Source organism: Enterococcus durans (assembly GCF_002277935.1).
Classification (GTDB): domain Bacteria; phylum Bacillota; class Bacilli; order Lactobacillales; family Enterococcaceae; genus Enterococcus_B; species Enterococcus_B durans.
Genome location: NZ_CP022930.1, coordinates 1368031 through 1391680 on the forward strand (window position 1 = coordinate 1368031; position 23650 = coordinate 1391680).

The 23650-nt window shown below is 34.4% G+C and carries 21 protein-coding genes and 3 pseudogenes; 23 read left to right on the forward strand and 1 reads right to left on the reverse strand.

Annotated elements, in window-relative coordinates; all coding sequences use genetic code 11:
- Positions 1-321 precede the first annotated feature (321 nt).
- On the forward strand, positions 322-939 hold the full coding sequence (ytpR, locus tag CJZ72_RS06580) for a YtpR family tRNA-binding protein (RefSeq protein WP_081133845.1): 618 nt from the start codon (positions 322-324) through the stop codon (positions 937-939).
- A 104-nt stretch (positions 940-1043) separates the two neighbouring features.
- Here the strand turns inward: ytpR and CJZ72_RS06585 are convergent, their stop codons facing one another.
- On the reverse strand, positions 1044-2327 hold the full coding sequence (locus CJZ72_RS06585) for a S1C family serine protease (RefSeq protein ID WP_081133846.1): 1284 nt from the start codon (positions 2325-2327) through the stop codon (positions 1044-1046).
- 427 nt (positions 2328-2754) lie between these two features.
- Here CJZ72_RS06585 and rlmH point away from each other — a divergent pair, with 427 nt between their 5' ends.
- The 22 genes and pseudogenes from rlmH (at position 2755) to CJZ72_RS06685 (ending at position 23572) form a co-directional block, all read left to right on the forward strand.
- Entirely contained in the window at positions 2755-3234 is a 480-nt protein-coding gene (gene rlmH / locus CJZ72_RS06590; protein ID WP_081133847.1) for a 23S rRNA (pseudouridine(1915)-N(3))-methyltransferase RlmH, read from the forward strand.
- An 84-nt stretch (positions 3235-3318) separates the two neighbouring features.
- Positions 3319-3828, forward strand: a complete 510-nt coding sequence (locus CJZ72_RS06595; protein ID WP_002296569.1) for a YehS family protein — start codon at positions 3319-3321, stop codon at positions 3826-3828.
- A gap of 99 nt (positions 3829-3927) precedes the next feature.
- A complete protein-coding gene (locus CJZ72_RS06600; protein WP_002312640.1) occupies positions 3928-4578 on the forward strand; it encodes a hypothetical protein in 651 nt (216 codons plus the stop codon).
- Between the two features lie 450 nt (positions 4579-5028).
- Entirely contained in the window at positions 5029-5967 is a 939-nt protein-coding gene (locus CJZ72_RS06605) for a 2-dehydropantoate 2-reductase (RefSeq protein ID WP_002291914.1), read from the forward strand.
- A 12-nt stretch (positions 5968-5979) separates the two neighbouring features.
- Entirely contained in the window at positions 5980-7032 is a 1053-nt protein-coding gene (locus CJZ72_RS06610) for a PTS sugar transporter subunit IIC (RefSeq protein ID WP_002291912.1), read from the forward strand.
- A gap of 265 nt (positions 7033-7297) precedes the next feature.
- Positions 7298-7933 (forward strand): DUF998 domain-containing protein, encoded by a 636-nt coding sequence (locus CJZ72_RS06615; protein WP_002330002.1) that lies wholly within the window; start codon positions 7298-7300, stop codon positions 7931-7933.
- A 232-nt stretch (positions 7934-8165) separates the two neighbouring features.
- Complete coding sequence (locus CJZ72_RS06620) at positions 8166-8570, forward strand: organic hydroperoxide resistance protein (protein ID WP_002292291.1); 405 nt, start codon at positions 8166-8168, stop codon at positions 8568-8570.
- Positions 8571-8702: 132 nt separating this feature from the next.
- Positions 8703-9746 (forward strand): YncE family protein, encoded by a 1044-nt coding sequence (locus tag CJZ72_RS06625; RefSeq protein ID WP_002292292.1) that lies wholly within the window; start codon positions 8703-8705, stop codon positions 9744-9746.
- Between the two features lie 14 nt (positions 9747-9760).
- Positions 9761-10323: pseudogene (locus CJZ72_RS06630) on the forward strand (restriction endonuclease subunit S).
- 434 nt (positions 10324-10757) lie between these two features.
- On the forward strand, positions 10758-11996 hold the full coding sequence (locus tag CJZ72_RS06635) for a PDDEXK-like family protein (protein WP_095443699.1): 1239 nt from the start codon (positions 10758-10760) through the stop codon (positions 11994-11996).
- Positions 11997-11999: 3 nt separating this feature from the next.
- Positions 12000-12467, forward strand: a complete 468-nt coding sequence (locus tag CJZ72_RS06640) for a hypothetical protein (RefSeq protein ID WP_095443700.1) — start codon at positions 12000-12002, stop codon at positions 12465-12467.
- A gap of 282 nt (positions 12468-12749) precedes the next feature.
- The gene (locus CJZ72_RS06645; protein ID WP_095443701.1) at positions 12750-14645 is read left to right on the forward strand and encodes an AbiA family abortive infection protein; all 1896 of its coding nucleotides are present in this window, start codon (positions 12750-12752) and stop codon (positions 14643-14645) included.
- 942 nt (positions 14646-15587) lie between these two features.
- Complete coding sequence (gene sstT, locus CJZ72_RS06650) at positions 15588-16853, forward strand: serine/threonine transporter SstT (protein WP_081134695.1); 1266 nt, start codon at positions 15588-15590, stop codon at positions 16851-16853.
- 408 nt (positions 16854-17261) lie between these two features.
- On the forward strand, positions 17262-17726 hold the full coding sequence (locus tag CJZ72_RS06655; RefSeq protein ID WP_081134694.1) for a PTS sugar transporter subunit IIA: 465 nt from the start codon (positions 17262-17264) through the stop codon (positions 17724-17726).
- Positions 17719-18014: pseudogene (locus CJZ72_RS06660) on the forward strand (PTS sugar transporter subunit IIB). Before CJZ72_RS06655 ends, CJZ72_RS06660 begins: the two are co-directional and overlap by 8 nt.
- 20 nt (positions 18015-18034) lie before the next feature.
- Positions 18035-19297, forward strand: coding sequence for a PTS ascorbate transporter subunit IIC (locus CJZ72_RS06665; protein ID WP_095443702.1), 1263 nt, complete (start codon positions 18035-18037; stop codon positions 19295-19297).
- Positions 19298-19321: 24 nt separating this feature from the next.
- Entirely contained in the window at positions 19322-19939 is a 618-nt protein-coding gene (locus CJZ72_RS06670; RefSeq protein ID WP_081134690.1) for an SIS domain-containing protein, read from the forward strand.
- The gene (dapA, locus tag CJZ72_RS06675; protein ID WP_095443703.1) at positions 19936-20847 is read left to right on the forward strand and encodes a 4-hydroxy-tetrahydrodipicolinate synthase; all 912 of its coding nucleotides are present in this window, start codon (positions 19936-19938) and stop codon (positions 20845-20847) included. The genes CJZ72_RS06670 and dapA overlap by 4 nt, the downstream gene beginning before the upstream one ends.
- Positions 20834-21463 carry a bifunctional 2-keto-4-hydroxyglutarate aldolase/2-keto-3-deoxy-6-phosphogluconate aldolase gene (locus CJZ72_RS06680; protein WP_081134687.1) on the forward strand — a complete coding sequence of 210 codons (630 nt, stop codon included), beginning with the start codon at positions 20834-20836 and terminating at the stop codon, positions 21461-21463. The genes dapA and CJZ72_RS06680 overlap by 14 nt, the downstream gene beginning before the upstream one ends.
- 22 nt (positions 21464-21485) lie before the next feature.
- Positions 21486-21836, forward strand: coding sequence for a hypothetical protein (locus CJZ72_RS14700; RefSeq protein WP_232509795.1), 351 nt, complete (start codon positions 21486-21488; stop codon positions 21834-21836).
- Positions 21824-21916 (forward strand): annotated as a pseudogene (locus CJZ72_RS14705) (hypothetical protein); the annotation flags it as partial. The gene CJZ72_RS14700 and the pseudogene CJZ72_RS14705, both read left to right, overlap by 13 nt.
- Before the next feature lie 57 nt (positions 21917-21973).
- The gene (locus CJZ72_RS06685) at positions 21974-23572 is read left to right on the forward strand and encodes a BglG family transcription antiterminator (protein ID WP_232509796.1); all 1599 of its coding nucleotides are present in this window, start codon (positions 21974-21976) and stop codon (positions 23570-23572) included.
- Positions 23573-23650: the final 78 nt, after the last annotated feature.

Here is a 23650-nt window from a genome sequence, read left to right on the forward strand (position 1 = left end):
TAACGCATTGTTTATCTGAATTTTTAAGAGGCCGGGACAGAAGTGGCTAGATTCAAGAAATAAGAAGGAAATTCCAAAAAATGTTTCTGCAATGTTTGTGGGATTTTGGCTGATTTCTCGAAAAGGCTACTTCTGGAACGCCATTTATCCGCAAAAGAGAGTGTGACAAGGATTTTGTCATACCCCTTTATTTTTTTGGAATCAGAAAAATGCTATAAAGTATGGCAAAAAGGTTTTATTTTTTGGATGAAAAAAATCTCATGCATCGATCAACAATTTTTGTTAAGATAAGTGACAGCAAATGATACTGGAGGAAAAAACATGATTTTTGCTTACAATAAAGCACATGTCGGTGATACTTTGATGGTGATCATAGCCGATGATAAAGGAACGGAAAATAGCGTTATCCGCAAAGGAAATGTCGCACAGGTAAAGGATGAATCAGGACAAATCGTTGCCTGGAATTTTTTCCATCTCTCTGACCACCTCGTTATTGAAGGAAACGGACAAGTTGAAGTAACGAAAGAACAATTAGCCGAATTGAACCGATTGATAAAAGAAGCAGGCTTCACGGAAACACTCGTTGAAGATAATGAGCCTAAAATCGTTGTCGGCTATGTTAAAACTTGTGTCCCACATCCTGACTCAGATCATTTATCAATCACAGAAACACAAGTAAGCGATAGTGAAACATTGCAAATCGTGTGTGGAGCACCAAATATCGAAGCTGGACAAAAAGTTGTTGTAGCGAAACCAGGTGCGATGATGCCTGATGGAATGATGATTTGGCCAGGTACTTTACGTGGGGTAGAAAGTTTTGGCATGATCTGTTCTGCGAAAGAATTGCAGTTGCCAAATGCTCCAGAAAAGAAGGGCATATTGGTATTGCCAGCAGATGCAGTGATAGGGGAAGATTTCTTAAAGACCCGCAGTGTTTAATATAAAAAAATAAAATTGACATGAAAAAACCTCCCAAGAAAATGATGCTTTCTTTGGGAGGTTTTTCGTTTTGGGGAAGACGATAGTTTCTATAGTTAATGGAATCAGTTTCCTGAATTCGATGATTGGTTTTGTTTTAATGCAGATTGATCGATCGTCAATTCAACTGTAGCAGTTTTTTCATCTTTTTCTTGGTAATAAGTGATTTTTACTGTGTCACCAACTTTTTTCTTATAAAGAGCTGATTGTAACTCAACACCAGATGAAACTTCCGTGTCGTCGATTTTAGTAATTACATCATATTGTTTCAAACCAGCTTTTTCAGCAGGTGTTGCTGGTTGGACACTTGCCACGATCACACCATTTGTGACTGAAGAAGGAATCTTCAAGACTTGTTCTTTTTGCTGCGTTGAAACATAAGATAAATCGTACATCGTAATTCCTAATGCAGGACGTGTCACTTTACCATCTTTTTCAAGTTGGTTGATGATATTGACTACATCATTACTTGGGATTGCAAAGCCCATACCTTCAACACTTACGCCAGATGAAGATTCAGAAGTAGTAGCGATTTTACTTGAGTTGATCCCAATCACTTGTCCTTCAATGTTGATCAGTGGACCACCTGAGTTACCAGGATTGATTGCAGCATCTGTTTGGATCGCATTGATATTTACAGTTTCGTTGGATTCATTTGTACTTGTCACTTGTCGGTTCAAAGAAGAAACTATACCTGACGTCACTGAATTGGCATATTCGGAACCTAAAGGAGAACCAATTGCAATTGCAGGTTCACCAACTTTTAAAGCACTAGAGTCGCCAAATGAAGCAACTTTATCCACTTTATCTGATTGGATTTTCAATACAGCTAAATCAGAATAAGCATCAGTTCCAACTAATTCTGCTTTGACTTTTGTCCCATCTTTGAGCAAAACTTCTAATCCTTGTTGCCCATCAACTACGTGGTTATTTGTTACGATATATGAAGTGTTGCCCTCTTTTTTGTAAATCACGCCACTCCCTTCACTAGAAGCTTCTAGATCACTATCTTCAGTACTTTGCTGCTGTTGCCCAAATAGTTTGCCAAAATCGTTCGATTGATTTTGACTTTGCAAGTTGATAACGGAAACTACCGCATCTTGTACTTTATCTACAGCACTAGTAATATCTGAATCTACATTCACTTTGACATTTTCTACAACAGTTTCACCTGACGAATTCTGGTTACCCCCAGCACTCGTATTGGAGTGACCATTTCCTAATGCAGCATAAAAAATACCCGCTGTTAATAATCCTCCAATCACACCACCGACTAAACCTAGTCCAAGTTTGCGCCAAAGACCATTATTTTTCTTTTTCATTTTTGATGTCACATCTTTTCTATCCATGTGGCCTGCCTCCAATTATTATTTTCTTTTATTTAAGTATAGACCTATTTGTTAAATTTAGTCTACTTTGAGACTATGAACTTTTTATGAAAAAGCTTAGGAAAAATCATTGATTTCAGATGAAAAAAATAAAAAAATACTTTTCCACAAGATATGTGTAAAAAACATGGGATAAACTGAGGAAAAACAAGAGTATTTTTTATCCACAATATGTGGATAAAGTGGATAAATCTGTGAGAAACATATGTTTGCTTAAGAAATACTTATAAAATAAGCAACGAATACCTCTCTTTCTGTGGATAAACCTGTGGATGTTGTGCATAACTATGTGGGAATCTTTGTAAAAATAAATCCGTCATTCCATGTCCTATCCGGAACGAAATTCTATTATAATGGAAGAAGAAATCAAATAGAGGAGTACGAGAATGTGAATATCAAAATAATTTCAGTCGGGAAATTGAAAGAAAAGTACCTGATCCAAGGAATTCAGGAATATGTTAAAAGATTACAGGCATATGCCAAAATCGAATTAATCGAAGTACCCGATGAAAAAGCACCAGAAAATCTAAGTGATGCCCAGATGCGCCAAGTGAAGGAAAAAGAAGGGGCACGGATCTTAGGTAAAATAAAAGAACAAGAGTACGTCTATGCCTTAGCTATTGAAGGGAAAAATCCCACTAGTGAAGCATTTGCCAAGCAAATCAATCAATTAGGCATCCAAGGAAAAAGCCACCTTGTTTTTGTCATCGGTGGTTCATTAGGCCTAAGCGAGGCAGTCATGAAAAGAAGCAACACCCAAATCTCCTTTGGCAAAATGACTTATCCACACCAACTGATGCGTCTGATCCTCGTCGAACAAATCTATCGTGCCTTTCGGATCAATACGGGGGCGCCTTATCATAAGTGATGCGGTTTTTATCATTGATCCTAAAAATCTTAGCAAGACAAAAAGTACGTAAGAAAGTAAAGACTAAATACTTCGGAGGAACAAATGAATAACAATGATAGGTTATTGCGATTGCGTTATGCGATTGATTTGAAAGATACGGATTTGATTAAAGCTTTTGAGCTAGGCGGTGTACCACTGACTAAAGAAGAAGCTCAGGCGGTACTGACCAAAGTACAGGATAAGAACAAAGATAATGCAGAAAATAATGTGTATGAAAAAACCATCAACAACCAAGTTTTTGACGCATTCCTAAATGGCCTGATTCTCTTGGCGCGTGGTCCGCAAAAAGATAAGCCGATAGTAGACACGCCGCAAAAAAGCAAGGAAATCAAATATATCAACAATGTGTTGCTAAAAAAATTAAAAATCGCCTTGTCTATGACCACTGATGATATTTTAGACGTTTTTGCTGAGGCAGAAATCTATCCATCAAAAGGCGAAATCGGGGCATTTTTGAGAAAAGAAGGCCAACGAAATTTTAAGCCTTGCGGAGATAAATATATGCGTAATTTTCTCAAGGGGTTAGGAATTTATAATCGGAGAAAAGTATAAAGAAATTTCATGAGAAATCAAAACAATGGTTGTTTTGATGAGAGCTAGTTTTTGTATGAGATTAAAATATTATCTTAATCGAGGAGCTGGATTGGTTTTATGAATGATGAATATAAGAATGATGAAGATAAGATGCTTTTTGAAGAGATAGAGAATCGATGTAGGCTCAATTTTGAGCTTCGGGGAAAGATGTCTTTAATACAACAAAAAAAGTATTTAGCGAATAAATCAGAGTTTACTCTGGGACATGTTGAAAAATTAATCTCGGATTGGATTAGTAGTAGAAGCGAATTTACAAAAATAAAACAGCCGATTAAATTTGACATGAAAAAACTTTTGTTAAATAAGAGTGAGATAGGTAATAGAGATCAATATATTAGAGCTAAAGGGCAAGAAATAATTGATTCATTAGGTGAAATGAGGTCATACAATTATTTGTATGTAACACATAGAGCTGATGGAATGGTCATTACTGTGGGGAAATCTTCTTCTAATGATATTTTTTTAGATGGAGATCTTTTTTATCAACTCAATATAAATCACTTGTCTGGCACTGAAAATATAATTTTAAGGACGGAATATGGCAATGAAATATTTGCAAAATATGATGAGATTTTAAAAAATTATTTAGACTGGGCTTGGATAATTCCGGTTGAGTCAGGAGATGCTAAGAAACTGGAGAGATTATTGGGCGATGAACTAATTAATAAAAAAGTACCAATTTTAAATTATTATTCCCATAGACAATAAAAGGCTATTTTTCATGATAATACTAGTTATAACTGTAAAAATGGAAGAAAATCTGGGAAAGAAGTTTTTAAATAAGTGTATTGTTCGATTTTAATAAATAATAAGCAATACCATCCGTCTGTGTTGCGCAACATCGTACTACAATGAATATTTTTTCACAAAAAGAAAATCATCCATCGAATGAATGGAAGGTTTTAGTATACACGAGGTTAATGCCCCCTCTTTTATAATCAGAGGAGTGAGATTTTTTCTATGAATGTTTCTATTTTCTTATTGCTAGTCTAGTTTCTCTTACGATGAAATTGGGATTCTATTCCAGTTTTTATTGATTTGCTGATAAAATAACTTGAATGGTGGATATAAACATGATAAATAAGAGAAGAATAACAAAACGAGGTTGTGAAAAGATTCTCAAATGAGTATAATAGAAAGAAAAAGGAGGAAGAATCAATGAAAATAGCAATTGCAGGCGCTGGCGCAATGGGAAGTCGCTTTGGGTTGATGCTTCACCAAAGTGGGAACGAAGTATTATTAATCGATGGCTGGGCAGAACATGTCCAACAAATCAAAGAACATGGATTACAAGCAAATTTTAATGGTAAAGAGGTAGAAGCAAAACTACCAATCGTTCTTCAATCCGAAGTAGAAAAAGAAGATCAAGTTGATCTGATTATTCTATTTACCAAAGCGATGCAGCTGGAAAAAATGCTGCAGGATATCCAATCATTAATCAAAAAAGATACAGAGGTCTTATGTCTATTAAATGGTATCGGGCATGAAGATATTATTGAGAAATTTGTACCAATGGAAAATATCTATATTGGAAATACCATGTGGACGGCAGGTCTTGAAGGTCCTGGTCAGGTCAAATTATTTGGAAGTGGTTCAGTAGAATTACAAAATTTAGGTGATGGAAAAGAAGCAGCTGCAAAAAAATTAGCAGACAAATTGTCTGAATCAGGATTAAATGCTCATTTTTCTGACAATATTCACTATTCTATTTATCGCAAAGCATGTGTGAACGGAACAATGAACGGACTATGCACAATCTTAGACGTTAATATGGCTGAGCTAGGAAAAACATCGACTGCTCATAAAATGGTGGCGACGATTGTCAATGAGTTTGCCAAAGTAGCAGCAGTAGAGAAGATTGAACTAGATGTCCCAGAAGTCATTGCACATTGTGAATCTTGTTTTGACCCGGAAACAATTGGGTTACATTATCCTTCAATGTATCAAGACTTGATTAAGAACCATCGATTAACAGAAATCGATTATATCAATGGCGCAATTTCTAGAAAAGGGAAGAAATATGGTGTTGCGACGCCTTATTGTGATTTCTTGACTGAGCTTGTCCATGCAAAAGAAGATAGTTTGAACGTAAAATAAAGGAGAGATTGAATGGAAACTTCACAAAAAATATCACCGAAAATTTTTCTGAATAAAGTCCTCGCTGGTACAGCAACAGGAATCATTATTGGATTGATTCCTAATGCAGTATTAGGTGCCATTTTAAAATATTTTAGTGCGTATCCCTTTGCGGTAACGATCGCACAGTTAGCAGTTATTTTTCAACTAGCAACACCTTTGATCATTGGTGGTTTGATTGCCTTACAATTTGGATTTGATCCGATGAGAATGATGGTTGTAGCCGGAGCTTCTTTTGTTGGTTCTGGTGTAGTCAAATTCACACCTGATTTGGGTGAAACGGGTGTTTACGTTGGTGCTGGTACAGGCGATATTATTAATACGATGCTGACAGCATCGATTGCTGTCGGGCTGATTTTACTGATTGGAAATAGTTTTGGGTCAGTGTCGATTGTGTTAACACCGATTGTTGTAGGTGTAGGTGCAGGTTTACTTGGTTTTTATTTATTCCCTTTTGTAACAGCAATTACTTCTGCAATTGGATCATTGATTAATAACTTCACTACCTTACAACCGCTGTTAATGTCTATCTTGATTGGTTGTTCCTTTGCCTTTTTGATTATCTCTCCTATTTCAACAGTAGCAATCGGAATGGCAATCCAACTAGATGGTGTTTCTGCTGGTGCGGCTGCGATGGGCGTAGCTGCAACCACTTTTGTTTTAGTAGTGAACTCTTGGAAGGTTAATAAGTCAGGTGTGACAATTGCGATTGCTTTAGGCGCTATGAAGATGATGATGCCTAATCTATTTAGAAAACCTGTGATTCTTATTCCTTGTTTAGTTAGTGCAGTGATTACAGCTATTCCTGTCGCTCTATTTTCTATTTCAGGTACGCCTGCTTCTGCTGGTTTCGGCGTGGTCGGACTTGTTGGTCCGTTGGCTTCTTTAGATGCAGGGCTAAATGGCTTTCTTGTTGTTCTTTGTTGGTTAGTCATCCCTGTTTTTGCGGCACTAATTACTCAATTTTTATGCGAGAAAGTATTTAAACTGTATGATCGAGAAGAAGTCTTCAAATTTTTAGGCTAGTAGATTTTACTAAGAAATTTTCAATCAATGGATGCGTAAGTGAGATGTCAACAACATCTGACTTACGTTTTTTTGCCTTTTTGAGTAGGAGATTGATGCTGACAACTGAACTCTTCAGTGCCATTCGATTTTTTAAAATGTAGAAGAAACTCACCTTTATGTTATTGATTGTTCAAAAGGCAACTAGAATAAAAATATGTGTTAAAATGAGAAAAAATTTGATTGTTGGATGTATCGAATAATCACTAAAAAGTAGGGGAAGAAAATGATTTTTTTGCAAAAATATGGTTTTTATTTTTTATTATTAGGTGTGATTAGTGATTTATCGACACCGTATATCCTTGGCCTTTTTTATCCCAAACTGAATCAAATGACTACCGTAATTAGTGTGTTTGGTGACGTAGATAGTCCAGTCAGACGTGCTTTCTTGGTCTGGTCAGTTGTATCTGGACTTTTTTTTGTTCTTTCGTTGCCTGCGTTGTATCACCTATTTGTTGGAACATCAAAAACACTTGCAATACTTGTTGTTGCAACAGTTGGTTTATATGGGATAGGTGATTGTATTTTTACTGGCTTATTCAGTATCAATACGAATGAAAGCTCTTGGAATCTATCGACTTGGATCCATAATATAGGTTCTGGGCTAGGCTATGCAGGCTTTCTACTTTTCCCATTGTTACTTGTTCTGCTTTATCGTCAAAGTGGTCAAGGTACGCTTAGCCATTTTTATCTTGTTTTAACAGTTATTAGTTTACTAATTGCAGGTCTTTACGGATTAGCACGGATTCCGTCGATTAGTCAGTTTGCCTTCTTTAAGCAATTGGGCTTCTTTCAACGATTAAGTTTTTTCTTTAACTATTTGCCGATGATTTGTTTAAGTTTTTTTCAACTACGAAAGTAGAAAAAGCAGTGTGAAGCTGATTAAGTGGTTCTATGATATTTGGTGTTGTTACTCAAGGCGAGTAAGGACACCAAATATCATAGAACCCTTCTTTTTTTGTATAGATAAACTGCTTCTATCACTGATCATCGATGTTGTCTAACTGATGTCGCCGAATGCAAGCATTACCTTTGTCAGATTAAAAAATACTCGTTACACTTAATATAGAACGACGAAAGAAAGGATGATCTCAATGAAAAAAATGTACGAAACAGCAATGATCAATCGTGGAGGCCGTGATGGCGAAGTTGAGGCACCAAACGGAAGTATGCACATGAAGATCGACCGCCCAGGAATCCATAGTGAAGGGACAAATCCGGAACAACTTTTTGCGGCTGGATACGCATCTTGCTTCAACGGCGCGGTTCAACACATGCTGGAAGAAAATAATCTTGAGTCTGATTCTGAAGTCAAAGCACGGGTATCTTTATTTCAATTAGAAGATGGGGGCTACCAAATCGGGGTCGTTTTAGAAGTTTCTTTGCCAGGACTTGAGAAGGACCAAGCAGAGAAAATCGCAGAAGAAGCCCACGCATTTTGCCCATACTCTAAAGCAACAAGAGGCAATATTGATGTGGAAGTGACTATAGTAGAATAAGGGATTCTTAATGTTACTATAAATGAGATTATGAAAGATCCTATAAAGAAACGCTAGTAAAAGAAACATGTAGTTACGGTAATTAATAGCGGTATATGGACGATTGATCGAATAGAACAAGGAGGCAAAAAAATGACACAGCGGGTAGCAATAATGATTTTAGTGTTGCTGGTCATTGGCCTCCTTGTTTACTATGTCCTAAAGTTTAAGCATTGGAAGCAGCAACGGATACATCAGGATATTGAAAAAAAGTTAAAACGGTATCCTATTGTTCAAGCAGCTTGGGAAAAGGCTGAAGCAAAACAATATAACATTCCTGGATTAACAGAAACAAGAATGGTGGTGCCGGAAACCGGCGAAAATGAGGTTTGTCAATGGATGACGCCGCAAGGGTTGGCTTTTTCTCAAGATTTTGTGTTTATTTCTGCCTACTGCTATGACCATCAGCATCATTCTATTATTCATGTACTGGATAGAGAAACAGGACAGCCGATCAAACTGCTGATTTTACCTAAACGGCCACATGTAGGGGGCTTAGTATATGATACAAAACGGGAACTTTTATGGTTGACAATCACAGGATCTGCTACTGGACGAGTAGCCGCTTTACGTTTGATCGATATCTTAGCAGATACATCTGAAGAGACGGGACAGCCAATCGCTTATTGGCTGACAACTGATCTCTCAGAGATTCCACAAGCATCGTATTTGACTCAAAACAATGATCAACTGGTATCTGGCAACTTCACACTAAAAGGTGAAGGACAGTTGACTTTCTATCTATTGCCGACGATAGCTGAAATGAAAACAGCAATTCGCCGCAAAGACAAAATCCAACCAACCGTGACAATGAGCAGAAAAACATCTGATAAGATTCAAGGTGTGGCTTTTTATGGCCATTATCTCTTAGCCAGTCGTTCTTATGGTCCTTATACCTCGGAACTCTTAGTGTCCGAGCGGGACTCTCCTAGCCGGATCCTAAAACGAATCAAATTTCCACCGTATTTGGAACAAATCGTTGTTGTAGAAGATCGTCTAGCAGTATTGTTTGAAAGTGGCGCCGCAGCGTATCGCGAGAAAGCCAATCCTGTGTTAGCCAATGTTTTATTACTAGACTTAGCAACGTTGCTTCATGCAAATAAGCGTCCCAAAAAGATTGCTGCAACTAAAAAATAGTCGGACAACTCAAGATGATCACTGTTGTTCATAAAGAACGACAAGAAAAATCATCTAGCGATGTTCAACTATGGGTTTATTTAGGAAGTATTTCTACTAAGATTCAATATGGCTATACAGATTCGGCGAAAAAAAAGGCAATGTTAAGTTTTTAAGAATCACAGATATACAAGAGGGACGTGTAAATTGGTCCAGTGTGCCTTACTGTGATATTAGTAATTCTAAACTAGTTGATTTAAGATTGGAAGAAAATGACATTTTGATAGCAAGGACAGGAGGAACTATGGGAAAAAGTTTCTTGGTTAAGGAAATAAGTGAGGAATCTGTTTTTGCTTCTTACTTGATTCGAATTAGGTTAGTTGAGAAATTATTATCAGAATACGTAGACTGCTTCTTAGACTCGCCATTATATTGGAAGTTATTAGAAAAAATTTCTTACGCAACTGGGCAACCAAATGTAAATGGTACAAATTTATCTAAACTACTTATACCATTACCACCTTTAGAAGAACAACAACGCATGACTACTAAAATAGAAATGATAAGAAGATCTATTCGTAGAATCAATTTTGAGTAAATATAACGGACCTAGCATCCATTTTATACCAGATGATGCTAGGTCTATTATTTATATTTTATGGAATTTAATTGATTTGTTCTAGTGTTTTAATATTATTACGACAGTAAAAAAATAGTTTGATTCTTCTAACATGAATAACCATCTAGAAGTGGAAATGTATAAAAGATTTATTTTATGAAGTTTTCCTAATATCATTCACTCATGATACGCAGCTCCGTATCATAAGTGATGATATTTTTTAAGAGAAAAAATTATCCCTATTTTAAATAATAGCAATAGGTAGTGGTAGGGAGAGATTTATAAATAACTTTTTTATTTGCTTTGGTAGCCAAGTAAGTTGCAAAAGAAAAATAGATACTGTTAAAAAGATAATGTAGACATAGAAACAAATACGTAAAATTTTAGTTAGAATAATGGCAAGGAGAAAAAACATGATAGATGAAAAAAAGTGTTTAAAAAATCTATTGGAGGATATTGATGATATTGAAGAAAGACTATCTAAATGGACTGGGAAAACAAATATATTTCAGATACTTAAGCTATCTAAAAATGAAATAAGACATAGTAATTTTTTAGCTTTTTTGTTTGCTCCAAATGAAACCCACAATTTATCTGATGAGTTTTTTAAAATGTTTTTGAAAAGGTATATAGATTCTAATGATGATACCAAAGCTGCTATCAATTATTTTGATGCTTTACTTAATAGCTATGAAGATTTAATTGTTTACAGAGAAAATAAGAATATTGATATTTTATTGGTATCGGAAAAAAATAAAATAGTGGTGTGCATCGAAAATAAAATTCTGTCTTCGGAGTCTAGAGGGCAACTTAATAAATACCAAAGATATATAGAACGCAATTATTCTAACTATAAAAAAATTTTTGTTTTTTTAACTCCAGATGGAAATGAACCCACAAATCCTAATTGGGGCATAATTACTTACAAGGATATCGTTGAAATACTGGAGCAATTAATGCAAAAAAATAGTATGGAAAAGAAAGTATATTATTTGATAAAAGACTATGTTGATATTTTAAGGAGAGATGTCGGAATGGATGATGAAATCAAAGAAATCGTTAGAAAAATTTATCAACAACATAAAGAAGCATTGGATCTAATATTTGAAAATATACCAGATAATTTAAGTTTAATGAGTGAATTATACATTGAAGCTTTGGAACAGATTGCTAAAGAAAATGAAATAATTTTTGATCCCAAGTATAGCGGAAAATCTATAGTGAGATTCCAAATACCAGAATTCACTGATTTATTTCCAGATTTGCCTTTGTCTCACCCAGGTGGATGGAGTAACCACAAAATGTATGCTTTCGAAATATTAAATAAAGGAGGAAATAGTGTCGGAAAGATAAAGCTTGTATTTACTGGTAAGATTCCAGAAGAAAATAAAAAATTTGTTGAAGAATTAATGTTAACGACAGGAGTAAAAATGAAGAAGGAAAATTGGGAATGGTGGAACGTTGCCGAATGGAAAATTAACAAAGTGAATATGAGATTTATTGAAGACCTTTATACAAAGTTAGAGAATGAAGGAAGGGATCAAGTTGTAAAAGAAATCAAGAAATCGCTTGAAAAAAATTTAAAGGATATAAAAGAAAAAGCACGTGAATATGAAAAGATAAAAAATAATTTTTATACAGAAAGAATATAAGGTATGTATACTATTCTTGGTCTAATTGTTGTTGTAATACTGGTAAGCTTAGGAGTTATTTACGTTGCATTCAAATGTATTCACGTTAGTGAAGCTAACGCAAAGTTAATTACGCTAGCTGGAGAACTATGTTTAGTGTTAAGTGCGGTCTTATTTTTTCTAATAAATACTAACGTATTGGGATCATATAAAAATAGCGACTTAGACTTGATAAAGGAGTCGCTAAAACAAGTTGAGATTCGATTAATAGATATAGAAAGAAATCAACATTTAGAAGAACCAAATAAAAACTTTCATAGCTTTAATACAATTTCAGAAATGGAAGAAAGTATTGAATATTCAAAATTGCAGGTTATTATTGCTGAATGGATTACATTATTTTTATCAACTCTGGGTTCAATTTTTTTATTTGTTGGAAAAATATGTACTTACAAAATTTTTCTAGAGAAGAGACAGGAGAAATTGACATGAAAAAAGTCTGTGTGATTAAAATATTTGTTTACTAGGTTGTCTACTCTATTTACAAATATACAAAGATAAGTAAATATATAGTATATTCATGTATGCAATATATAGTGATGATTTCGTTTTATATTGTTCACGTAAAAGAAAAAGACAGATATACTCATCACGTGGAAACAAGAATTGTTAAATAGGGATTAGCAGAGCAAATATTTTTGTTCTTAGTTTGATAATCTAATAATTTTGTATCTTCATTTTAGGAATAGTTTTAATAAAAAAAGGAAGTTTATTATGATGTTAAATTTATCTTATGAGAGTTGGTATAAAGCAAGTACAATGATTCAAGCAATGGGAACTAAGGTACAAAAGATGTACTTACAAATGTATCCTTTTTCTTTACTTGGTGGACATTGGGAAGAAATTTCATCCAGAAATTTTTTTGATAGGTATATTAAGAATGGGCAATTTTTAGAATTGGATTCTACTTATAAAAAAGCAATTAGGTATATTCAAAAAGGTGATGGCTCACTAAGGAGAACGTCTTTGATTTCTCCGCTTAATTATTTAATTTTACTTTCTATTGGTTGCGAAGTGGAAAAGTATTATAAACATAAGCGAAAGACTGATGATAAACATGCATCGGTATATTGTTCTTCTTCTTTCGGATTGGAGGCTACAGAACAATATAAAAAATCATATAATGAATATAGAACTAGTATTCAATACGGTCATGATAGTTATTCTTATTATTTTAAGATTGATATTAAGAATTTTTACGATTTTATAGATGTAGACAAACTATTTAATTTAATTGAGGAAGAGAAAATATTCGATACAAGAAGTATTTTGCTTCTTTCGACGTTTATTAAACTAATTGGAGATGGAAGATTTCCTACTGTAGATGGGCATGGAGGATTATCATACCTTGCTACAAATGTTTACTTGGATACTTTAGATTTCTCCACACAAAAATGGATAGAAGATAGATTGGAAAGTAAAGATTATTATCTTGTACGTTATGTTGACGATTTATATATTTTCTTTAACAGTGATACAGATGAAAGAGCAGAATTATTTGCAACAGATTTATTGGATTATGTAAGAGATTTATATATTGGTTTTAATCTTTATTTAAATGAAAGTAAACAAGTCAGATTGGGCAAAACATCTGAAGTATCAGAAGAAGTTTCAGTTAGATTTTATGATTTTTTTATTAATGGAGAGCATTTAAATTATGAATTATATTATTCAACTAAAGACTTACTTGAATTCTTTAAAAGGATTAATGAGATGCCTAAGCATGCTTCAAGCGATAACTTTAGCTATGCATTAGACGCTTTCAAGAAAAAAGATTTAGAAATATCTAGATCAGATATACTAAATGGATTTCTATATAATAATAGTAAAATTTTTGAAAATGATGAGATAGTAAGACAATTAGATTCTATCATTCTAAGAAATATCCGGTTTTTAAAATTATCTGTTAAGCAGTTGGTTGTAGCAATTTTAAACACAAAAAATAGAGAACTGATTAAAAAAATGTTGAATCAAATTTTTGAAAACTATCGTGAAGGAAGGCAAACAAAATATGACGAATTGATAATTGTAGAATATTTGATTCAACGAGGTCTTAAGCACAAAGAGTTAATCAGCAAACTTAATGAGAGCAACGTTGAAGTAGGAGAATATATAGAAACGTTTTGTTCAAGTAAATCAATGACTGAATTATTGAGCGATGAGCGAAATAATAAAATAGTTTTTGATACTAATGGGAATTCGAAGATATATGATGAGGATACAATTTTACATTTTATGATGCTAATGTTTAGTTTTTATAGACAACAAAATAACATAATGGTAGCCCATTCATTTTTAAAATCTTATTTTGATCGTTACGTGGCGATAGTTTCTTTATTTAAAGGAGAAGTAGGAAAGAAAAACGGGATGCCAGACTATAAAAAATATTATAAGGTGCAGGAACAAAAAAATTTTTTGAAACGATGTAATTTAGATAAATATCAAAAAATAGTCGAGAATTTACATAATTCAAGAAATAAAAATCCGCTGAATCATAGCTCAGCAGAGATGTTAAATCAAAATCAAATATATGCAGCTGAGTACAAAAAAAATATTTCAGACGTAATTATGTTAATTCAAAAGTATAGAGAGCATATAGTAGCTAGATAGCGCAATAAATTTTTCGCATACAAAAACAATTAGCAGGACGAATTTATTAAGAAAGTTCAAGGTTGAGAGATAGAGAAATATAAGAAATAAAGCAGAAAAATCATCATAAAAAGTATAAATAAAATAATTGAAAGAATAGATTGTGAGCATTACTACGATGGAATGTAAATAGAAAAGGAAGTGTGTGACGGAGATATCTAACAATTTATCTTTTTTGGAAAAAATATGTAGTACTGACGTCAATGAAAAATATATTTTTGAGACCGGACGATAAGTAATAAGTGTTGAAATGACAGTATGCAAACGACCGGACGAAAAATTGAACGAATACGTAAGGAGATCATTTTTTCTATACCGTTACTAAACTTGCTTATTCATATTCCTAAAAAATAAAATTATACTACAAATAATATGAAAACCAGTTAAATACCAAGTATCGATTATAGACGATACCATCAGCCATGATATTTAGCTTATAATGCTACTAACTTTTGTATTTCCATAATGTGTTAATGAAAAATTGTAGAAATATCAACTATTAATGATACCCAGCTCCGTACCATAAGTGATGATTTTTTTGACAGTACAATATTGTTGTAATGAGAGATGCCCTTTGTACCCGTAGTGTTTCAGTAATAGAAAAAATCATTCAAAAAAATGGATTTATTGAAAGTCTACAAGAACAAGCCTACTGATGAATTCCGCCTAGAATCTAACCTATTCTTTATTTCAAATCAATAAATCATCATTTCGTTAATTTTTTCCCCACGTTCGTGGGAAAAAGTAAGAAACACTTTTGTCTCATTCTTTAAAAACGGATAAACGGTGGGAGCAGAAGTAACTCCTTCTTATTTCTCGGAGTTAAACACTTCTGTCCAATCCTCTTTAATAGTTTGAATTTTTAGAAAGTTTATCTTTTATTTCTATTTTAGAGATGTTAAAATGATGGTTAAACTATATAGGGGTGATTATTTGTTAGATAAGTTTTTGGATATGTCTTTAGTTCAACGAATTGGTTGCGGTATCATAGTTGGTATTATAGTTGGTATTTTTTTACCCTCATGGACGTTTATCACCATATTGGGGACTTTATTTGTTAGTTGCTTAAAAGCCATTGCTCCTCTCTTGGTATTTTTTCTGACGGCAGCTTCGATTGCAAAACATAAAGTTGGGAATGAAACCTATGTCAAACCTATTTTATTTTTATATTTAGGTGGAACATTCCTCTCTGCGTTAGTTGCAGTAGTCGTTAGTTCGATTTTTATGATCCCAATCACTTTGCAAGAACAGGTCTCTGAAAAGGCGCCACAAAATATCGGCAGTGTCTTATCTACGATGTTGACTAACGTGACACAAAACCCGATCCAAGCAATCATTGAATCAAATTATCTAGGCGTTTTGTTCTGGGCTGTCTTGTTAGGGCTGGCTTTGCGTAGTCGTACGGAAACAACTAAAGAAGTCGTGGATCAAGTTTCTGTAGCCTTGTCACACGTAGTGCAGCTGATCATTGCGTTTGCACCGATCGGTATCCTGGGATTAGTTTATCAATCGATCGCAACGACAGGGTTGTCTGGCTTAGCAGAATATCTTCAACTAGTTCTGGTATTAGTAGGAACCATGTTATTTGTCGCTTTAGTTGTTTATCCACTTCTGACTTTCTTATTTATCAAAGAAAATCCCTATCCATTGATTTTCTTTTGCTTAAAAGAAAGTGCGGTTCCCGCCTTCTTTACACGTAGTTCAGCAGCTAACATCCCTATCAATATGATGTTAGCCGAACGATTGAAATTAACGAAGGAATCCTATGCGATCTCGATTCCGTTGGGAGCGACCATCAATATGGGGGGCGCTGCTGTAACGATTACCGTGATGACATTGATGACGGTACAAACATTAGGGATCGAAGCGTCCTTTGCTTCAAAATTGATCCTTAGTCTGTTGGCAGCCGTTGCTGCTTGTGGAGCTTCAGGCGTTGCGGGAGGTTCGTTGCTATTGATTCCTTTGGCCTGCAGCTTGTTTGGTATTTCGAATGAGATTGCGATGCAAGTTGTAGGGATAGGATTTATTATCGGTGTGATCCAAGATTCGGTAGAAACAGCTTTGAACTCTTCTAGTGATCTGTTATTCACAGCGATTGGGGAATTAAGCGCGCGGAAACGTAACGGAGAAGCAATCTCCTTAAAAGATTCCTTAAGTGAATCAAACTGATTGCGAATGGGTGATCATTTTTCGATGATTGGTTTTCTGAAGTGATGATTGACCGAAAATAAAAAGCTTTTATCCTAACTTCAAGTATAGGGGAAAGGTTTTTTTATTTTGAATTTATGCAGAACCAAAATGAGCGTGGGACAAAAGTAAAAGACACTTCTGTCCCAGCCTTATTTTGGTTCGTTTTTTCTTTTATAGGGAAGAAAAAACGAACTGTTTTTTTTGAGAGAAGGCTATTTTTTTATGGGTCAAACGCTCTTGGCACAGAAAATAAGAATAAATTCCCATTAGAGCACGCTTTTTGTTTTTTCACTATAAAAAAGTGAACCCAGTTTACATTGTCAAGTAAGGCGGAGGAACTTATAGTATAGACGTGCACAAGTAATAAATGAAATAGAGGCGAAATAAGTGTTAAGTAAAGTAATCAAAGATGAATATATTCAACTAGATGTTCAGGCAAATAACTTTGAAGAAGCAATAAGAAAAGCTTTGCAACCTTTCTTAGAAGCAGATGTAGTAACTGAAAAATATGTCGAAACAATTTTGAAGATTTACGAAGAGACCGGTCCATATATCGTTATTACTGAAAATATTGCTTTACCTCATGCAACGGTGGAAAGTGGAGCAAAAGACATAGCTATTGGATTTACGCGATTGAAGGCCCCAGTTACTTCAGGTCATCGTACCAATGATCCAGTTAAATATCTTTTTCCATTAAGCGCCAAGAATAACCAAGCGCATATTGAATTGCTATCAGAATTGGCAAATTTATTAGGAAATCCAGATTTTTTAAAATTTATCAAAGTCGTTTCATCTAAAGAAGAATTTAAAAACTATATTGAAAAAGCAGAAGGAGAGAATAACCATGAATAGTCATAAAGCTTTAGTAGCTTGTCGTGCAGGAGTAGGATCAAGTTTGATGCTAAAGATCAAAGTCAATGAAGTTGTTAAAGAAAATAACTTTCCATTAGAAGTAGAACATTCATCTTTAGATGGTGTGCCAGGTTTTCAGGGAGATATGATCATTACTTTGCCTGATGTTGCGAATGAATTAATAGAAAAAATTTACCACAGAAGATTGTTGGCATTGCGAATATTGTGGACAAGAATGAAATTAAGACAAAACTTGAAGAAGCATTTATTGAGTTAGAAAAACAGTAGTTAGAAAGGAAGGCTGAAAAATGGATTTTATTATTAGCTTCTTAAGTACGCCCGCAGTACTTTTAGGGCTTGTGGCTATGATAGGCTTATTGGCACAAAAGAAGTCTGGAACGGAAGTCTTGACTGGAACCTCCAAGACAATTATTGGCTTTTTGGTTTTTAGTGCAGGCGGCACGATCATGACTGGGGCTTTGCAGAACTTCAATACGTTGTTCCAAACTGGGTTTCATATCAAAGGAGTTGTTGCTTCTCCTGAAGCAGCGACAGCATTAGCGCAGACAGAATTTGCATTTGTTACGAGTAGTACGCTGATTTTGGGATTTATCATGAACTTAGTAATTGCTAGGATCACTCCTTTCAAAAATATCTTTTTTACGACTGGTCATAGTTTGTTCTTTGCGTGTGTGTTATCTTTGATTTTGAAAGCGCATAACTTCGCGGATGTAGCCGCAATTATCGTTGGTGGATTATTACTTGGATTCTTCTCTGCAGCATTGCCTCAATTATGCCAGCCCTTCATGCGTAAGATTACAGGAAGTGATGCAACTGCTATTGGCCATTTTAATATGGTTGGCTATGCACTGTCTGGTTATATTGGCAAGTTATTTAGTAAATATAAAGACCGCACAACCGAAGACATCAATTTTCCTAAATGGTTGTCCTTTTTTAGAGATTTTTTAATGGGTGTTGCAGTTGTGATGTTATTTTTGTTCTATATTTCAGCGCTAAAAGCTGGTCATGAAGTCACACAAGAACTTGCTGGGAAAATCCACTGGTTGGTTTTTCCTTTTGTACAAGCGTTTACCTTTACGGCTGGTATGTCTATTTTGATGACAGGGGTGCGGATGTTCTTAGCAGAGATCACCACGGCATTTGTGGCAATCTCTGAAAAATTTATTCCTAATTCTCGGCCCGCACTGGATGTACCAACAGTCTTCCCATTTGCACCTACTGCTGTTATTGTCGGCTTTCTTTCATCTTATGCAGCTGGATTGTTAGGTGTACTGATAATGGTCATTTTTAAATTTCCGATCGTCATCATTCCAGCAGCCCATATCTGTTTTTTCTCTGGTGGTACAGCAGCTGTATTTGGAAATTCAACTGGAGGTTGGCGTGGTGCAGTTGTTGGATCATTTACTGTAGGACTACTGTTAGCTTTTCTCCCAACGGTTCTATATCCATTGTATGGTAGTTTAGGAATCGAAGGCTCTACTTTCCCTAATATTGATTACAATGTTTGGGGGATTGTATTAGATAAACTATTGAATGTGTTCGGAATGTAGTTACTTTGGAGAGAGGGTAATTTTTTGGAGACGTATAAATTAGATTATTTTATTGAAACTATTGAAAAGGAAATACACGATTTTATCAATAAAATTGATAAAAAAGAATTAGTTTCCGCAGCAGAATTGATCAGTAGTAGTAAGAAGAAACATGGACGTGTTCATATCACAGGAGTAGGAAAACCTAGTCATGTTGCAGAATACATTGCCGCATTGAATTCATCAATTGGAACACCCACTTATTATTTGGATACAACGGAGTCTGTTCATGGATCAGCAGGACAAGTTTTACCCCAAGATATTGTGATAGCTATCTCAAATAGTGGACAAACAGAAGAACTAAAACAAACAATTCTAGCATTAAAAAAAATTGGAGTGAAAGTCATTGGCGTAACAGGAGGAGTTTCTTCATGGTTAAGGGAGAATGTAGATGTGTACTTATTTGCTGGTGTACTTAAAGAAGGGGATGATCTAAATAAGCCACCAAGAGCTTCGATTTTAGCTGAAATCATTATTTTACAGAGTTTGTCGGTTCTTTTACAACAAGCAGAAAATATTGACTTAAATGATTACTACTTATGGCATCCCGGTGGTGCTTTAGGTCAATCTATTCTGAAAGAAAAGGGAGTACAAACAACATGAAAATAAGCGGAATTGTTACAGCAATGGTTACACCTCTAAATGAGCATGGAATCGATGAGTATGCAACTCGAGTATTAGTCAATCGTTTGCTTGATTCTGGAGTATCTGGATTATTTATTCTAGGAACAAATGGTGAGTTTTATGCATTAAGTGAAGCAGAAAAATTGATGTTAGCAGAAATCGTAGTAAATGAGGTGGATGGACGTGTACCAGTATTTGCTGGTTCAGGAGGCATTTCTACAGAAGCGACGATCGATTTAACAAATAAGCTAAAAAAAGTTGGTGTGACTGCAGTTTCTATTATTACGCCATTCTTAATAAAACTAAACGAGAATGAACTGACTCATCATTATGAAACAATTGTCAAAAATACCGATTTACCGATTATTTTATATAATATTCCTGCAAATACAGCAATTAATATCAGTGAAGAAGTTTTTAAAAGGCTAATAAAAAATGAGAAGATCGTCGGTATCAAGGATAGTAGTGGGGATATTGAAAATATCAAGATGTATATCCGTAATAGTCAAGAAAGAAAAGATTTTTCTGTTCTAGTTGGGTCAGATTCAAAAATTTTATCTGGGCTATTGCTAGGAGCAGATGGAGCAATAGCAGCTACATCAAATATACTAACAAAAACGGATGTTGGAATTTACCATCAATTTCTAAAAGGAAATATCCAAAAAGCTAGAGAACTACAAGAAAGTATCGAAGAATTTCGTAGAATATTGAAACTTGCGACAGTGCCTAGTGTTTTAAAATATTGTTGTGCAGTTATTGGAAATTCGGTAGGGGACCCTAAATTACCTGTCATAAGAATAAATAAGGATCATCATGAAGAAATCATGGATGTTTTATCGGGATATCAAAAGATCGAAGGGTTTGATATAGAAAATGAAAAAAAATAGAATTCTTTCTAGAATTGAATCAGAAAAATTAATGGCAATCATTCGTGTACAGACAATAGAAAGAGCAAAAGAAATTGTCAATAGTTGTTTAGTAGGAGGTATCTCATGCCTTGAGATCAGTTATACGAATGAGAATGCCGGGGAGATTATTTCGCAGTTAAAGAAAACCTATAAGGATGAGGTGCTCATTGGTGCAGGCACGGTACTAGATAGCGAAACAGCCAAACAAGCGATTTCAAGCGGCGCTGAATTTATCATTGCCCCTAATTTTCAATTGTCAGTAGCGAAACTTTGTCATAGATATCAAATTCCATACATGCCTGGATGTACGTCAATGACAGAGATAGTGGAGGCGTTGGAAGCTGGTGCAGATATGATCAAAGCTTTCCCGACAGCTAGTTTCTACGGACCTAAAGTTGTATCTACGATTAAGACGCCAATGCCACAGGTTCCAATTCTTTCTTCCGGTGGTGTAACAATAGATAATGTGTCTGAATGGTTAGAAAGCGGAGTCGATTGTATTGGAGTAGGCACTTTATTATCTAAAGGAACTGGAAAAGAAATTGAAAGACATGCGACTATGTTAAGAAATAAAGTGATAGAATTTTATGGGTAACTGAAAGGAATGAGTATGGATAATGATAATTGATCGAAGAACCCGCCTTTTGATGAAAAAGTTGATAGAAAAGCCGATTAATAGTCAGCAAAATCTTATGGAACAATTATCATTGTCTAAGTCTCAGATTGACTATGCTTTGGAGAAAGCCAGTAGTATTTTAATAGATGCTGGCTTCACTCCATTGTTTGTAGACAATCTAAATGTAGAAGTAAGCGAAAAAAATAATAACTATCTTTTAGAGCTCTTCTCACAAAAAAAGATTTATGAGTATTATGAGCTGAGTTTTGAGGAACGAAAAAAATATATTTTTATGAGTTATTTTTCCATTGTAAAGAATACTTATCCCTTAATCATTTTATCCAGGTTTTAAATGTTGGAAAAACTACTTTTACTAGAGATATAAAAAAATTAGAAGAAGATTTAAAATTTCATAGTTTAGAAATTGTATATACTAGAAAAAATGGGTATCAACTAGTTGGAGATGAAGCAAAAATCCGCTACTTCCTTATGAAAATGATTTTAGAGGATTCCAGTTTAGGGGATGATCTATTTCTTTATAATTATTTTTTGTGGCAGGAAAGTGATATCGATGTGGTAGAAATATCAAAGACAATAAAAGAATTGATGGATGTATTTGATATTCGATTAGTTGAAAATAGATTCAATGAATTTTGTTATATGTTCATCTTTCTAGTTCCTCGTCTAAATAGAGAGTGGCCCGAATTTTATACTAAATACAATTATCAAACTTTCTTTAGAATGAAAGAATATCAGTTTTCTGTATTGCTATTAAAATCCTTTGAAATCACGAATAAGTACGCCAGTTTATATGTCTGTGGATGGATATTAGGAATGGCTATAGGAACAGCAGATCAAACGACTGCTGATTACTCCGTTATCAATGAACTAGTTGAGCGAATATTCCATCGTTTCGAAATGTTATCTGGTATCCGGTTTAAAGATAAAAAAATGGCAAAAAACCAGCTTTTTAGTCATTTTAGACCAGCATATTACCGATTGTTTTTTCATTTACCAATTGTAAACTATCTTCACGATAAGATTTTAGTAGAGTTTCCAGATTTATTTGAAATCGTCAAAGAGACAATGAATCCTATTGAGACTCTTTTTGGCACTGAAATACCAGATAAAGAGCTCTCTTTTTTAACTATCCACTTTGCTTCTTTACTAAATGATTATGATGAATATCCTGTTCAACAGAAAGTTGGTTTGATTGTCTGTCCAAATGGGATTGGCAGCGCAGCAATCATTTATAATGAACTAAAAAGTATTTTTCCCGAAATGATTTTGATCGGTCCAGTAGAAACCAACGAACTATCAACTGTTGCAGAAAATTATGATATGATCTTTACGACAGTTCCCAACATACGTCTTTATTCACAAAAAAAGCCGATTTATGTAGTCAATCCAATTATGAGCATTGATGAAAAATATCACTTGATCCATGAAATACAAAACTCTAGTGAAGCGCCCTATCGAAAATATAAAATGGATGAATTGTTAGATATCATAGATAGATATGCGGATATAAAAAATATGGAGCAACTTGGAAAATCCTTAGAGTCATATCTACATAAGAGCGAATTTTCGATAGTTAAAGAAAACAAGAGATACAAATCTTTCGTGTCTTCAGAGCTAAATCTATTGGATATTTTAAGACCAGAATATATTCAATTAAATGTAGTGGCACGAAGTTGGGAAGAAGCTTTTTACGTAGCAGCGTCGCCTTTAGTTCAAGCTAACATTATAGATCGTCGCTACATTGATACAATCATCCAGACTACTAGAAGAGAAGGGCCATACATGGTAATAATGGACAAAGTGGCATTGCCACATGCTCGTCCAGAAGATGGAACAAGAAAAGTTGGTCTAGGTATCACTGTGTTGAAAAACGAAATCAAAGTAATGGGAAAGACACCAGTAAGATATATCTTTACACTTTCAGCTGTAGACAATAAAAAACACATAGCGGCTATTGCAGAGTTAGTTTCGTTACTAGATAACAGAGCATTTTTCAATCAATTAGATTATGCGAAACAAGCGAGTGAAGTATATCATTGGTTGGAAAAAGTGTTAAAGGTAGAATAAAAGTTCGTCCACTATCTTTACAGTTTTGATATATAAATTTTTGTCATTTTCAGGAATATTAAAAATGAGTATTTATCG

Coding starts and splice junctions, on each gene's coding strand:
- dapA (WP_095443703.1), top strand. CDS start 19,936: ATGAAAATAAGCGGAATTGTTACAGCAATGGTTACACCTCTAAATGAG.
- CJZ72_RS06640 (WP_095443700.1), top strand. CDS start 12,000: ATGTATACTATTCTTGGTCTAATTGTTGTTGTAATACTGGTAAGCTTA.
- CJZ72_RS06600 (WP_002312640.1), top strand. CDS start 3,928: ATGAATGATGAATATAAGAATGATGAAGATAAGATGCTTTTTGAAGAG.
- CJZ72_RS06605 (WP_002291914.1), top strand. CDS start 5,029: ATGAAAATAGCAATTGCAGGCGCTGGCGCAATGGGAAGTCGCTTTGGG.
- CJZ72_RS06585 (WP_081133846.1), bottom strand. CDS start 2,327: ATGGATAGAAAAGATGTGACATCAAAAATGAAAAAGAAAAATAATGGT.
- CJZ72_RS06615 (WP_002330002.1), top strand. CDS start 7,298: ATGATTTTTTTGCAAAAATATGGTTTTTATTTTTTATTATTAGGTGTG.
- CJZ72_RS14700 (WP_232509795.1), top strand. CDS start 21,486: ATGATAATTGATCGAAGAACCCGCCTTTTGATGAAAAAGTTGATAGAA.
- CJZ72_RS06665 (WP_095443702.1), top strand. CDS start 18,035: ATGGATTTTATTATTAGCTTCTTAAGTACGCCCGCAGTACTTTTAGGG.
- sstT (WP_081134695.1), top strand. CDS start 15,588: ATGATGGTTAAACTATATAGGGGTGATTATTTGTTAGATAAGTTTTTG.
- CJZ72_RS06645 (WP_095443701.1), top strand. CDS start 12,750: ATGATGTTAAATTTATCTTATGAGAGTTGGTATAAAGCAAGTACAATG.
- CJZ72_RS06685 (WP_232509796.1), top strand. CDS start 21,974: ATGAAAATGATTTTAGAGGATTCCAGTTTAGGGGATGATCTATTTCTT.
- CJZ72_RS06625 (WP_002292292.1), top strand. CDS start 8,703: ATGACACAGCGGGTAGCAATAATGATTTTAGTGTTGCTGGTCATTGGC.
- CJZ72_RS06610 (WP_002291912.1), top strand. CDS start 5,980: ATGGAAACTTCACAAAAAATATCACCGAAAATTTTTCTGAATAAAGTC.
- ytpR (WP_081133845.1), top strand. CDS start 322: ATGATTTTTGCTTACAATAAAGCACATGTCGGTGATACTTTGATGGTG.
- CJZ72_RS06595 (WP_002296569.1), top strand. CDS start 3,319: ATGAATAACAATGATAGGTTATTGCGATTGCGTTATGCGATTGATTTG.
- CJZ72_RS06680 (WP_081134687.1), top strand. CDS start 20,834: ATGAAAAAAAATAGAATTCTTTCTAGAATTGAATCAGAAAAATTAATG.
- CJZ72_RS06635 (WP_095443699.1), top strand. CDS start 10,758: ATGATAGATGAAAAAAAGTGTTTAAAAAATCTATTGGAGGATATTGAT.
- CJZ72_RS06620 (WP_002292291.1), top strand. CDS start 8,166: ATGAAAAAAATGTACGAAACAGCAATGATCAATCGTGGAGGCCGTGAT.